Origin of the sequence: Chthoniobacter flavus Ellin428 (genome assembly GCF_000173075.1) — a bacterium.
GTDB classification, from domain to species: domain Bacteria; phylum Verrucomicrobiota; class Verrucomicrobiia; order Chthoniobacterales; family Chthoniobacteraceae; genus Chthoniobacter; species Chthoniobacter flavus.
The window spans coordinates 553314-565836 of sequence record NZ_ABVL01000001.1; the positions used below are offsets into that span (position 1 = coordinate 553314).

The following is a 12523-nucleotide window of genomic DNA, read 5'->3' on the forward strand; positions in this document are numbered from 1 at the left end:
AATATACAAGCGCCCCCGCGAAGCGGTTTGCGATAAGCGGTTCAAGCAAGCCCCCCTCCCTATGCTCCCCAAGCTCCCAGCCGTACTGTGCCGCGGCCTTGTCCTGGCACTTCTCTGCACCGCAGCAACGCTCCGCGCGCAGATCAATCAAGCGACATTCACGGCCGCGGAAGTGGGCACGGTGATCTACCAGTTTGATCACAACGTCGTGGGCCTGCAGGCCACCATGGCCGACCTCCAGCACGGACGCATGTACATCGGCGCGGGTCAGGACAGCCAGCCGGGAAGCCTACCGGTCATCACATGGTGGGACATGTCGAATCCGCGCACGCCGGTCCTGGACACCCGCATCCAACTGGCCAGCGGCAACAAGCCGCACGTCTGCACGTGGTGGGGCAACAATCTCGCAACGGGCCACCAGGGACTTTCGCGTATCTGGGATTTCACCACGAAGACAGAGCTGAGCACCTATGGCGCGGGCATCGCGACCGGCGTCTGGCGGACGGTGCAGCCGCCTTACGAATATGAGATGACGAATGGCTATGGGGCGGGGCCGCCGACCATGGACATCGCGAAAATGGACCTCACGACGACGGCCAGGACGCGACTCAAGCAGATCGATCTCTCCCAGCTCGTTGGCTTCTACATCGGCGCAACCCACGCCGTGGGTAATCTTCTCATCTGCTCCGCCTCGCAGACGAATGGGGTCGCGGTGTTCGATATCAGCGATCCGGAAAATCCGCGCGTGCTGAGTTCGCTCATCACGGCGAATCCCGTCTACACCTCGTTCGTCCACGGCAGCCGGCTCTACACCGGCGAGCATGGGGTGGTGGGCGTTTACGATTTCTCCGATCCGCAGAACATCACCTTCGTCGGCAGTGTGAGTTCCGGTGGAGCGGATGCCCGCTACATCTCGGTGAAGGAGGGGATCGGCTACACGATTCCCGGTGCGGCAAAGCTCATCGTCTTCGACGCGAACACCCTCGCGACGCTCAATACCTACACGCTGCCGTCGCCGGGCGATTTCAACTATCCGCTCGGCAACATGCTCATCACCGGCGGACAGGTCGGTCGGAATTTGTGCGGGATCATTCCCATCGCGCAGAATCCGGACACGCAGGGGCCGGCGGTGACGTTCGCCAGTCCGTCGGACGGAGCGACGCGCCAGGCGCTCACCTCGCGCGTGGGGCTCATCATGAGCGATCAGATCGACGTCACTTCGATGACGACGAGCACGTTCATCGTGCGCCCGCTGGGGAGCACCACCGCCCTGACCGGGACCTATTCCACGCAGATGGGCGTCATCAATTTCGCGCCGGATGTGCCCCTGCTGGCGAACACGATCTACGAAGTCATTCTCCCCGTGGGCGGCGTCCGCGACGTCGTCGGCAATGGTTTGCGCCAGGAGTTCCGCATGCGCTTCTCGACGGGCGATCACGTGGATGACACCACGCTGGGGCTCGTCTCACGGTACCACTTCGACGAAACCTCGGGCACGATCGCGGTCGACGACATCAGCTCCCGCAATGGCACACTGACGAACTTTCCTGCCACCCCGTGGGGGCCCGGCGTGATCAATGGCGCGCTCACCTTCGATGGCGTGGACGACTATGTGAATGTCGGCACTTACGATCTCGGCAACACGTTCACCGTCGCGAGTTGGGTGAAGATTCCATCCGGCGAAGGCTCCCTGCATACCGTTTTCGGAAACAGCCCATCGAATTACCAATCGCTCGGATTCAAGCTGTTCATCTATGGGTCGACGAATGCCTCGGCGGGACAGATCCGCGTGGAAAGCGGCAATGGCACCTTGGGCGACGCGGCGGTCACGGCGAACGGCGTTTTCCAATACGACCAGTGGAACCATGTCGCGCTGACGATCGACCGCAACACCGGGGCGGCGCATATCTACTATAACGGCGTGGATCGCGCGAGCGACACGACGGTGCGGACGGATTTCCCGACGAATCAACTGATCCAGATCGGTCAGATGACGAACGGCTCGAATCGGATGAAGGGACAGCTCGACGAGCTGAATGTTTTCAATCGCGTGCTTTACCCGAGCGAAATCCAGGCGCTGCGGACGCAACGCGACGGGCCGATCGCCTGGTGGCGTTTCAACAACTCCACGGCGGATGATTCGGGCGGAAGTCATCCGGTGATTTTGCAAGGCGGGGCGACCTACACGGCCACCGCCATGGAAGGCGCGGGCGCACTGAGCATCCCGGCCGCGGCGAACTACGCGGATGCGGGAACGATGGATCTCGGGCAAAGCTTCACCTGGTCGGGTTGGGTGCAGGCGCCATCCGGCTCGGGAAATCTGCAGACGATTTTCGCGACGAGCGCGACGGGCAGCAACACCGCGGGCGTGAAGTTGTTCCTCTACGGATCGACCAACACGCAAGCCGGACGGCTGCGAATCGAAACGGGCAATGGTAGCGCCGGTGGCGACGCCTTCACCAACACCGGCGTGTTCACGTTCGATCAATGGAACCACGTGGCAGTCACCGTGGATCGCTCGACCGGCACAGCGGCCATCTACGTGAACGGCGTGGACATGACTGCGGATGCCTCGGTGCGAAATGATTTTCCGACGAATCAGCAACTCCTGCTCGGACGCATGACCGACGGCGGCAGTCCACTGCTCGGCGCCCTGGACGATGTCCGCATCTACGGCCGTGCGTTGACGCTCGACGACGTTCGCGAGCTCTCCATCCGCACGCCGCTGGCTGTCTGGCCCATGGACAACAGCACGGCGGACCAGGGCGGCTTCGGCCGGACGCTCAACCTCATCAACGCGCCGTCGTTTAGCACAGACCACGCCATCGGCACGCATTCGCTGCTGCTCAACGGCTCAGGCCAGCGGGCAAATTCCGCCGCGTTTGACATCGGCAATACGACAACCCTTTCGGCGTGGGTGAAGATTCCTTCCACGTCGACCGGGCTGCAGACGATCCTGGCGAACGGCACGTGGGGTTACAACACGGCGGGCTTCCGGCTCTTCGTTTATGCCGCCGGCCAGACGAGCCTCGGGCGCATCCAGCTCGAAACGGGCAACGGCACGCTCGGCGCGGCCGCTTACACGGCGGTCGGCACTTTCCAGTTCGACCAGTGGAACCATGTCGCCGTGACGATCAACCGCACCGCCGGCACGGCACGCATCTATTACAATCGCCAGGATGCCACGGCAGGGCAGACGGTCCGCACGGATTTCAACACGAACGCAGGAATGGAAATCGGTTCCATGGCGGGCGGGAATGTGATGGTCGGACGGATCGACGAAGTCCGCGTCTACGGGGCGATTGCGACTGCCGCGCAGATCAATGCGCTCGGCGCCGGCTCGCCGAACGCGGCCCCGGTTGTCACCACGGTCGCTTCCACGAATCCCAAGCAAACCACGAATTCGGCGGTAACCTTCACCGCGACCGCGACGGATGCCAATGTCGGCGAGCCGCTCAGTTACTCGTTCGATTTCGGCGACGGCTCTCACAGCGCGTGGAGCGGCAGCACCAGCGCCAGCCATACTTACGCGGCGCCGGGCCGTTATGTGGTGACGGCCTTCGTCGATGACGGTTACACCATTTCGCAGAAGACTTTCGTCCAGATCGTCTACCGGCCCCTGACCGCGAATCCGCCGACGAAATCCGGCCAGGTCGCCTATGACAGCACGCTGAACAAAGTGTGGATCGTCAATCCCGACATCGACACCGTGACGCGCATGGATGGGAGCTCCCGGTTGCGCGATTTCGAGATCGCCGTGGGGACGAAGCCGAACTCCGTGGCGGTGCGGCCGGGCGGCGCGGAAGTGTGGGTGTCCTGCCGGGAAAGCGGCAACGTCTACGTCTTGAACGCGAGCACCGGCGCGGTTTTGCAGACGATCCTCCTCGGCCGCGCCTATCAGCCGATGGGAATCGCCTTTGCCCCGAATGGCAGCGCCGCGTTCGTCGCCTGCGAAGGCGCGGCAGGATTGTTCAAGATCGACCCGGCCACTCGCGCGGTGACCGGTTCGCTGGATCTCGCGGCGGAGGCCCGCGCGGTGGCCATATCGGCGGATTCGACACGGGTGTTCGTGACGCGATTCCTCTCGCCGGACACGCAGGGACAAGTGTGGGAAGTGGACCCGTCGACGATGGCGCTCGCCCCCATCACGACGACGCGCCCGGCGAATCCATTCGCGCTCGGCATCGAGACGACGCCCGACTCGGCGAGCGGCGGGAGCGGATTGCCGAACTATCTGCTCGACGCGGGCATTTCGCCCGACGGCAAGCGGCTGTGGATTCCGGCGAAGAAGGATAACATCAACCGTGGCACCGGCCCGGGCCACAGCGGTCTGCCGCTCACGGAGGACAACACCGTGCGCAGCATCCTGCGACAGATCGATCTCGCCGGCGGCTCGGAGGTCACGCTGGCGCGCAAGGACATCGACAACCAGGGCATGCCTTCGGCAGTGTGCTTCTCACCGGTCGGCGACCTGGCCTTCGTGACTTACATCACGAACAACGAGGTGCTCGTCTTCGATACCACCACGGGCAACCAGGTTGCGGGCATCGTCGTCGCCAGCGCACCGTCCGGGCTCACCATCAAGCCCGATGGGACGCGCCTCTACGTGCACAATTTCCTCTCGCGCACGGTGACCACGCTCGACATCACGGGACTGGTGAATGCGACCAGTTCGGCGATGATCGACCTCGGGCAGACGACGCTCATCGCCACGGAAAAGCTCACCGCCACCGTGCTCGCCGGGAAAAAGATCTTCTACAACGCGGACGATCCGCGCATGTCGGCGGAGGGCTACATCAGCTGCGCCACGTGCCATCTCGATGGCGGGAGCGACGGCCGGACCTGGGACTTCACTGATCGCGGGGAAGGCTTCCGCCAGACGATCACGCTGCTCGGCCGCTCCGGCACCGGCAATGGGCCGGTCCACTGGACGGGTAACTTCGACGAGATCCAGGATTTCGAAATCGATATTCGCAATGCCTTCGGCGGGTCCGGATTCATCACCAACGGCACGCCGAACCCATCGCTCGGCGCCTCGAACGCGGGGCGCAGCGCCGACCTCGACGCGCTCGCTGCCTACGTCTCGTCGCTGAACGCCTATCCGAAGAGCCCGTATCGGAACGCCGATGGCAGCAATACCGCGGCGGCGATCAACGGCGCCCAACACTTCCAGGACAAAGGTTGTGCGACCTGCCACAGCGGCACGAACTTCACCGACAGCGCAGTGAACCTGCTCCACGATGTGGGGACGATCAGCACGGCCTCCGGGAAACGCCTCGGACAAACGCTCACCGGCTTCGACACGCCAACGCTGCGTGGGGTCTGGCAGACGGGGCCGTACCTGCATCGCGGCCAGGCCGCGGACCTACCTTCCGTCTTCAACACCACCAACGCGCCCACCGGCAAGGGCCACGACCGCTTCCGCGAACTGACGGCAACCGAGCAGAATGAGCTGATCGAGTTCCTTCTCGAGCTGGAGTGAAGATATAGCCGCCGGCGGAGAGGCGGCTGTGCCAGCCTCTTGTCACACCCCAATCCCACGCCGGTTGGGTAGCGATTTCCACATTGGAATCGATCCGCTCCCACGGTCCTGATGTTTCCCTGCATCTCGGCGAATATCTCGTCGGAATTCCCCCGGGCGCCATGGTGCCGGGGTGGGGGCGTTGTGAGGGCGCCGTCGGTTTCCCTGAAAAATTCTCAAAAAGTCTCTTGCATGAATTCGCGCCTGCCCTTACACATCTCGTCCCCTTTCGCGCTCTCTTGAGTCTCTACTCAACGCTCTCGCGGCTCCGGTCTCAGGCCGGTGGCTTCGCGACGTCGGGTGAAGCCAAAACGGAGCCGGTGAGGGGAAGAGCGCGGTGCTGAAAGGCGTCGCCAAAAGATCAGACGATCGAACCGACAATACCGCGAGGGATTGGCGAAGAGGATCGAAGATCGACCCAGACAACGTCGGGAGATGTTGCTCCGAGTGCGCTGAGAGGCGCGCAGAAATCGCAGCCGAAGCCGCGAGGCGGAGGTTGTGGATTCGCAGAAAAAACGCGAATGCGAAGAAAATAGCTTGCGCCGCAAGTGAAAACTCCTAGTGTCCGCGCTCCCCGCTCCCGGCGGACGCTGCAAAAATGCCCGCCCCGGCGGGTTTTCTAGTCTCTACGTTCTGCCGAAAGCGGATGCGGAGACCTCGCGGTGAAAGCCGTGAACGAAGGTGGCTGAAGGGCCGCCAAGTGTGGCGCCAGTCGCCGAAAGCTGCAGACCCAAAAACAATTTTCCACAATGCCAACGATCAACCAGCTCGTCCGTAAAGGTCGCTCCAAAGTGACGGTGAAATCCAAGTCGCCGGCGCTGACCAATTGCCCGCAACGCCGTGGCGTGTGCGTGCAGGTCATGACTCGCACCCCGAAGAAGCCGAACTCCGCGCTTCGTAAAGTTGCCAAGGTGCGCCTCACGAACGGGCAGGAAGTGATCGCTTACATCCCCGGCGAAGGTCACAACCTCCAGGAGCACTCGATCGTTCTCGTTCGCGGTGGTCGTGTGAAGGATCTTCCGGGTGTTCGTTATCATATCGTCCGCGGCACGCTCGACGCCCTTGGCGTTGATGGCCGCCGTCGCAGCCGTTCCAAATACGGTGCGAAGCGTCCGAAGGCTGGCGCCGAAGCCGCCGCTGCCGGCAAGGGCAAGAAGAAGTAATCCACTTTCCACTCTCACTTAACCACTTTTAGACCATGTCCCGTCGTCGTCGCGTTATTCACAAGGAAGAGAAGCTGGATGGCCGTTACCACAGCCCGGTGGTGGCCCGTTTGATCAGCACGGTCATGCACAGCGGCAAGAAGTCGCTGGCCGAACGTATCGTTTATACCGCGATCGAAGAAACCCGCACGGGGACAGACGCGGTCGACCCGTTGGAGATCCTGCACAAGGCGATCGACAACGTGAAGCCCCGCCTCGAGGTGAAGAGCCGCCGCGTGGGTGGCGCCACCTACCAGGTGCCGATGGAAGTCCCGCCGGCCCGCCAGCTCGCTCTCGCGATGCGCTGGATCGTCTCGTATGCACAAGGCCGTAAGAACGTGCCGCTCGTGAAGGCGCTCGCCTCGGAGCTCAAGGAAGCGGCAAACGGCCAGGGCAATGCGATCAAGAAGCGCGACGACACGCACAAGATGGCTCAGGCCAACCGCGCGTTTGCTCACTTCCGCTTTTAATTTCACCCCAGTAACGACGCCACTTAACTGACAAAGCTTATGTCGACCGCCGCTGCTGCTCCAGCTACTGCTTCCCTGAACTCGCCGAACCGCCCGTACCCGCTCGAGCGGACACGCAACATCGGCATTGCTGCGCACATCGATGCGGGCAAGACCACGCTCACCGAGCGTATTCTCTTCTACACCGGCATGATCCACAAGATCGGTGAGGTGCACGAAGGCACGACCGTGACGGACTGGATGGAACAGGAGCGCGAGCGTGGCATCACCATCACCTCGGCGGCGACGACTTGCTACTGGCAGCAGCGCAACGAAGAGGGTGTCTACAAGATTTTTTCCGGCATCAAGCAGCGCGTTAATATCATCGACACTCCCGGCCACGTGGACTTCACGGCCGAAGTGGAGCGCTCCCTGCGCGTGCTGGACGGTGCGATCGCCGTGTTCTGCGGTGTGGCCGGTGTGCAGCCTCAGTCTGAGACCGTTTGGCGCCAGGCCACCAAGTATGGCGTGCCGCGCATCGCGTTCGTCAATAAGATGGACCGCACGGGTGCAAACTTTAACAACGCCATCAACGACATGCGCACGAAGCTCCGTGCGAATGCCTGGCCGATCCTCATCCCCATTGGGTCGGAAGATCAGTTGAAGGGCCAGTACGATGTCGTCAACAAGAAGGCGATCATCTATCTCGACGACAAGGAGATGGGTTCGAACTACAAGATCGAAGAGATCCCGGCGGAAGCCAAGGATCTGGTCGATGCCGCTTACCTGGACCTCGTCGAGCAGATCTCCAACATCGACGACGAAATCGGCGAACTGATCCTCGAGGAAAAGCCGGTGACCAAGGAAATCCTCAAGGCAGGCATCCGTCGCCAGACCATCGCGAACAAGTTCGTCCCGGTCGTCGGTGGTTCCGCTTTCAAGAACAAAGGTGTGCAGTATCTCGTCGATGCGGTCGTCGATTATCTCCCGAGCCCGCTCGACATTCCTCCGGCCAAGGGGATGAACCCGGACGACAGTTCCGCGATGGACGTGATCACGGACGACAACGGCACCTTTTGCTCGCTGGCGTTCAAGCTCTGGGCGGACCCGTTCGTCGGCAAGCTGGTCTTCTTCCGCGTGTATTCCGGCACCCTTTCGAAGGGCGACAACGTTTACAACCCGCGCACCAACAAGCGCGAGCGCATCAGCCGCCTCATCCAGATTTCCGCCGACAAGCGCGAAGACATCGACACGGTGTATTCCGGTGACATCGCCGCCATCGTCGGTATCAAGAACATCACCACCGGTGATACGCTTTGCGACGAAGATCATCCCGTGCTCCTCGAGCCGCCGTCGTTCCCTGACCCGGTTATCTCGATGTCCATCGAGCCGAAGACCAAGGTCGACCAGGAAAAGATGGGCGTCGCTCTCCAGCGCCTCTCCGAAGAAGATCCGACCTTCCGCGTCTTCACCAACGAAGAGACCGGCCAGACGATCATCGCCGGCATGGGCGAGCTTCACCTCGAAATCATTCGCGATCGTATGCTCCGCGAGTTCAAGGTGGAAGCGAACTCCGGCAAGCCGCAGATCGCCTACCGCGAAACGATCACCAAAGCCGCGCACGGCGTCGGTCGCCTCGTCAAGCAGTCCGGTGGCCGTGGTCAATACGGTCACGTCGAAGTCGACGTCCGTCCCGCCGAGAAGGGCAAGGGCCACATCGTTGAAAACAAGATCGTCGGCGGCACCATTCCGAAAGACTACATCCCGGCGGTCAAGAAGGGCATCGAAGAAGCCGTTCTCAATGGCGTGCTCGGTGGTTACCCGGTGATCGACGTCGAAATCGACATCGTCTTCGGCAGCTATCACGAAGTCGACTCGAACGAAATGGCCTTCAAGATGGCCGCCATCTTCGCGGTGAAGGATGCCTTCAAGAACGGCAATTCGATCCTCCTGGAACCGATCATGAAGGTCGAGAACAGCACCCCGGAAGAATTCCAGGGCGACATCATGGGCGACCTCAATCGCCGCCGCGGTGTCATCAAGGGCATCGAAAACAAGGTCGGTCTCTCGATCGTCAACGCCGACGTTCCGCTCGCGGAAATGTTCGGTTACGCCACGGCGATCCGCTCGCTCTCGAAGGGCCGCTCCAGCTACTCGATGGAGCCCTCGCACTTCGAGCAGGTGCCGGAGAACGTCAAGACCGCCGTGCTCGACCAGAAGAGCAAGTAAGGCCGGCCTAAACCCCTAACAATCTCAACTTAACCTACTAACCACTTTACGCTATGACCGGACAACGCATTCGCATCCGACTCAAGGCTTTCGACTTCCGCATGCTCGACCAATCGTCGGCGGAAATTGTCGAGACCGCCAAGCGCACCGGCGCCAAGGTCGCGGGCCCTATTCCGCTCCCGACCCGTATCGAAAAATTCACCGTGAACCGGTCCCCGCACGTGGACAAAAAGTCCATGGACCAGTTCGAAGTCCGCACCCACAAGCGCCTGCTCGACATCATCGAGCCGACCGCCAAGACGGTGGACGAGCTCAAGAAGCTCAACCTCCCGGCTGGCGTGGATATCACCATCAAGATCTGACCCTTTCGCCCGACTAAGACATGAAGATTGGACTCCTAGGCAAAAAGATCGGGATGACCCGAGTGTATGACGACAAGGGCAAAGCTACGCCCGTGACCGTCATCGAAGCCGGCGGCAATACCGTTCTGCAAACCAAGACGCAGGAAAACGACGGCTACGTCGGCGTGCAGGTTGGTTTCGACGTGCAAAAAGAACAGCGTGTGACGCAGCCGCTGCTCGGTCATTTCAAGAAGGCTGGTTCCGAGCCGAAGAAGCTCGTGAAGGAATTCCGCCTCCCGGACGACGTCAAGCTGGACGGCGCGCTCGACCTCAGCGTCTCCCAGTTCGCCGTCGGCGACGTAGTGGACGTGATCGGTCGCTCAAAGGGCAAAGGCTTCCAGGGCGTCATCCGCAAGCACAACATGGCGGGGCAGGGGGCTTCCCACGGTTCCATGATGCACCGCCGGAACGGCGCCATCGGCAACCGTTCGACCCCGGGCCGCATTTGGAAGAACATGGGCATGCCTGGTCACATGGGTGACGAGCGCGTGACCGTGCAAAACCTCAAGGTGGTGCAGGTCCGTCCTGAAGAAGGCGTGATCCTGATCAGCGGCGCGGTGCCCGGTGCGAATGGCACCTACATCGTGATCCGTCCCGCCAAAAAAGCCAAACAGGAGGCTGCAAAGTAACGATTTATGGCAGCGAAAGTTCTCACCGTAGAAGCCGCCAAGGCGGCGAAGATCGAAGTCGTGGAAAACGGCAAGTATAGCCAGGTCATCCATGACACTGTGACCGCCCTGCGCGCCAATCGCCGCAGCGGCACCGCCTCGGTCAAGACCAAGGCGACCGTCAATGGCTCGGGCGCCAAGCCCTGGCGCCAGAAAGGCACGGGCCGCGCCCGCGCCGGTTACAAGTCCAGCCCCGTTTGGGTGGGTGGCGGCGTCGTGTTCGGCCCGCATCCGCGTGACTATTCCAAGAAGGTGGCCAAGAGCGTGAAGAAGCTCGCCTTGCGCAAGGCGCTGAGCGAGCGGATCAAGTCCGGCGACGTTTTCATCGTCGACGAGTTCGCGATCAAGGAGCCGAAGACGAAGCAATTCGCCGCGGCCATCGCCCTGATCACCGAAGAGCCGAAGACGCTGGTCGTTTCCGCCGCCTTCGACAAGAATACCTACCTCTCGGCCCGCAACGTCCAGCCGGCGCAGCTCATCACCGCCTCTGAAGTGAACACCGAGCAACTCCTCAACTTCCGCAAGATCGTCATCACCAACGACGGTCTCGCTCAAATAGCCGACCGCCTCGCCAAGTAACATGAACGAGCCCTACGACATTATCGATACGGTTCGCCTGACGGAAAAGGCGACGCTCCTCGCGGAGAAAGAAAACAAGTACGTCTTCCGTGTGAAGCCGCACGCGAACAAGACCCAGATCAAGCAGGCCATCGAACGCCTCTTCAAGAAGACCGTCGTTGCGGTGAATACCTGTAACTACGCCGGCAAGAAGAAGCGCGAACGGACCGCCGCCTTCGGCCACAAGTCCGACTGGAAAAAAGCCATCGTGACCCTCAAGGCCGGTGACAAGATCGAACTCGCCTAACCCGTAACCAGCCATGGCCCTCAAGACTTTCCGCCCTCTCACCCCGACCAACCGCTTCAAGGCGTTGCCGGCGTTCGATGAGATCACCAAGACCAAGCCCGAGAAATCGCTGGTTGTTATCAAGCGCCGCTCCGGTGGCCGCAATAACAACGGCCGCATCACCTGCCGACACATCGGTGGTGGCCACAAGCAGAAGTACCGGATCATCGACTTCAAGCGCAAGAAGCGCAACGTCGAGGCCGAGGTGAAGGCGATCGAATACGATCCGAACCGCACCTGCCGCATCGCCCTCCTTCAGTATCCGGACGGTGAGAAGGCTTACATCCTCGCTCCCGTCGGCCTGAACGTCGGTGACAAGGTCAGCGCCGGTGAAGCCGTCGAGCCCAAGATCGGCAATGCCCTTCCGCTCAGCGCCATCCCGCTCGGCACCGCGATCCATAACGTCGAGCTCGTCGCGGGCCGAGGCGGCCAGATCGCCCGCAGCGCCGGCCAGTTGGTCATGCTGAACAACCGCGAAGGTGACTACGCGCTGGTCAAGCTGCCCTCCGGCGAAATCCGCAAGATTCACATCAAGTGCTACGCCACGATCGGCCAGGTCGGTAATACCGAGCACATGAACGTTTCCTCCGGCAAGGCTGGTCGCAGCCGCTGGCGGGGTGTTCGCCCGACCGTTCGCGGTATGGTGATGAACCCGGTCGATCACCCGATGGGTGGCGGTCAGGGCAAGTCCAAGGGCGGTGGCGGTCGCCATCACCCGATGTCGCCCTGGGGCCAGCTGGCGAAGGGTTTCAAGACCCGCCGCAAGCACAAGCCGAGCAACAGCTTCATTATCGAACGTCGCAAGTCGAAGAAGAAAAGCCAAGTAACCACTGATTACTAAGCACTAAATACTGATTACTAATTATGGGTCGCTCTCTGAAAAAAGGTCCGGTTTGTTGAACGGACAACCTCTTCGAAAAAATCGACAAGATGAATGATTCGGGCGCAAAGAAGCCGATCAAGACCTGGTCGCGCCGCTCGATGATCACGCCGGAATTCGTGGGCCACACGTTCCTGGTGCACAACGGCAAAATTTTTAACTCCGTCTTCGTGACGGAAAACATGGTGGGGCACAAGCTTGGTGAATTTTCGCCCACGCGAATCTTCAAGAAGCACGGTTCCCACACCGCCAAGGTAGCCAAGTAGCGC

The 12523-nt window shown here is 61.4% G+C and carries 9 protein-coding genes and 1 pseudogene; all 10 read left to right on the forward strand.

Going from position 1 to position 12523, the window contains the following annotated elements; translation table 11 throughout:
* The first annotated feature begins 61 nt into the window (after nt 1-61).
* The 10 genes and pseudogenes from CFE428DRAFT_RS02280 to rpsS all read left to right on the forward strand — a co-directional run bounded on the left by CFE428DRAFT_RS02280 (nt 62) and on the right by rpsS (nt 12520).
* Nucleotides 62-5482, forward strand: a complete 5421-nt coding sequence (locus CFE428DRAFT_RS02280) for a LamG-like jellyroll fold domain-containing protein (protein WP_006977808.1) — start codon at nt 62-64, stop codon at nt 5480-5482.
* A 788-nt stretch (nt 5483-6270) separates the two neighbouring features.
* Complete coding sequence (rpsL, locus tag CFE428DRAFT_RS02285; protein WP_006977809.1) at nt 6271-6684, forward strand: 30S ribosomal protein S12; 414 nt, start codon at nt 6271-6273, stop codon at nt 6682-6684.
* A 35-nt stretch (nt 6685-6719) separates the two neighbouring features.
* A complete protein-coding gene (gene rpsG / locus CFE428DRAFT_RS02290; protein ID WP_006977810.1) occupies nt 6720-7193 on the forward strand; it encodes a 30S ribosomal protein S7 in 474 nt (157 codons plus the stop codon).
* Nucleotides 7194-7232: 39 nt separating this feature from the next.
* Complete coding sequence (fusA, locus tag CFE428DRAFT_RS02295) at nt 7233-9401, forward strand: elongation factor G (protein ID WP_006977811.1); 2169 nt, start codon at nt 7233-7235, stop codon at nt 9399-9401.
* Nucleotides 9402-9454: 53 nt separating this feature from the next.
* Nucleotides 9455-9763: a 30S ribosomal protein S10 gene (rpsJ, locus tag CFE428DRAFT_RS02300; RefSeq protein ID WP_006977812.1), complete on the forward strand. Its 309-nt coding sequence runs from the start codon at nt 9455-9457 to the stop codon at nt 9761-9763.
* A 20-nt stretch (nt 9764-9783) separates the two neighbouring features.
* Nucleotides 9784-10431: a 50S ribosomal protein L3 gene (rplC, locus tag CFE428DRAFT_RS02305; RefSeq protein ID WP_006977813.1), complete on the forward strand. Its 648-nt coding sequence runs from the start codon at nt 9784-9786 to the stop codon at nt 10429-10431.
* A gap of 6 nt (nt 10432-10437) precedes the next feature.
* Nucleotides 10438-11049 (forward strand): 50S ribosomal protein L4, encoded by a 612-nt coding sequence (rplD, locus tag CFE428DRAFT_RS02310; protein ID WP_006977814.1) that lies wholly within the window; start codon nt 10438-10440, stop codon nt 11047-11049.
* Between the two features lies 1 nt (nt 11050).
* Nucleotides 11051-11335 (forward strand): 50S ribosomal protein L23, encoded by a 285-nt coding sequence (rplW, locus tag CFE428DRAFT_RS02315; RefSeq protein WP_006977815.1) that lies wholly within the window; start codon nt 11051-11053, stop codon nt 11333-11335.
* A gap of 13 nt (nt 11336-11348) precedes the next feature.
* The gene (gene rplB, locus CFE428DRAFT_RS02320; RefSeq protein ID WP_006977816.1) at nt 11349-12215 is read left to right on the forward strand and encodes a 50S ribosomal protein L2; all 867 of its coding nucleotides are present in this window, start codon (nt 11349-11351) and stop codon (nt 12213-12215) included.
* Nucleotides 12216-12238: 23 nt separating this feature from the next.
* Nucleotides 12239-12520: pseudogene (gene rpsS, locus CFE428DRAFT_RS02325) on the forward strand (30S ribosomal protein S19).
* Nucleotides 12521-12523 lie beyond the last annotated feature (3 nt).

Bases quoted from the DNA above. Each gene is read 5' to 3' on its own strand.
- CFE428DRAFT_RS02280 (WP_006977808.1), top strand. From the start codon at position 62: ATGCTCCCCAAGCTCCCAGCCGTACTGTGCCGCGGCCTTGTCCTGGCA.
- rpsL (WP_006977809.1), top strand. From the start codon at position 6,271: ATGCCAACGATCAACCAGCTCGTCCGTAAAGGTCGCTCCAAAGTGACG.
- rpsG (WP_006977810.1), top strand. From the start codon at position 6,720: ATGTCCCGTCGTCGTCGCGTTATTCACAAGGAAGAGAAGCTGGATGGC.
- fusA (WP_006977811.1), top strand. From the start codon at position 7,233: ATGTCGACCGCCGCTGCTGCTCCAGCTACTGCTTCCCTGAACTCGCCG.
- rpsJ (WP_006977812.1), top strand. From the start codon at position 9,455: ATGACCGGACAACGCATTCGCATCCGACTCAAGGCTTTCGACTTCCGC.
- rplC (WP_006977813.1), top strand. From the start codon at position 9,784: ATGAAGATTGGACTCCTAGGCAAAAAGATCGGGATGACCCGAGTGTAT.
- rplD (WP_006977814.1), top strand. From the start codon at position 10,438: ATGGCAGCGAAAGTTCTCACCGTAGAAGCCGCCAAGGCGGCGAAGATC.
- rplW (WP_006977815.1), top strand. From the start codon at position 11,051: ATGAACGAGCCCTACGACATTATCGATACGGTTCGCCTGACGGAAAAG.
- rplB (WP_006977816.1), top strand. From the start codon at position 11,349: ATGGCCCTCAAGACTTTCCGCCCTCTCACCCCGACCAACCGCTTCAAG.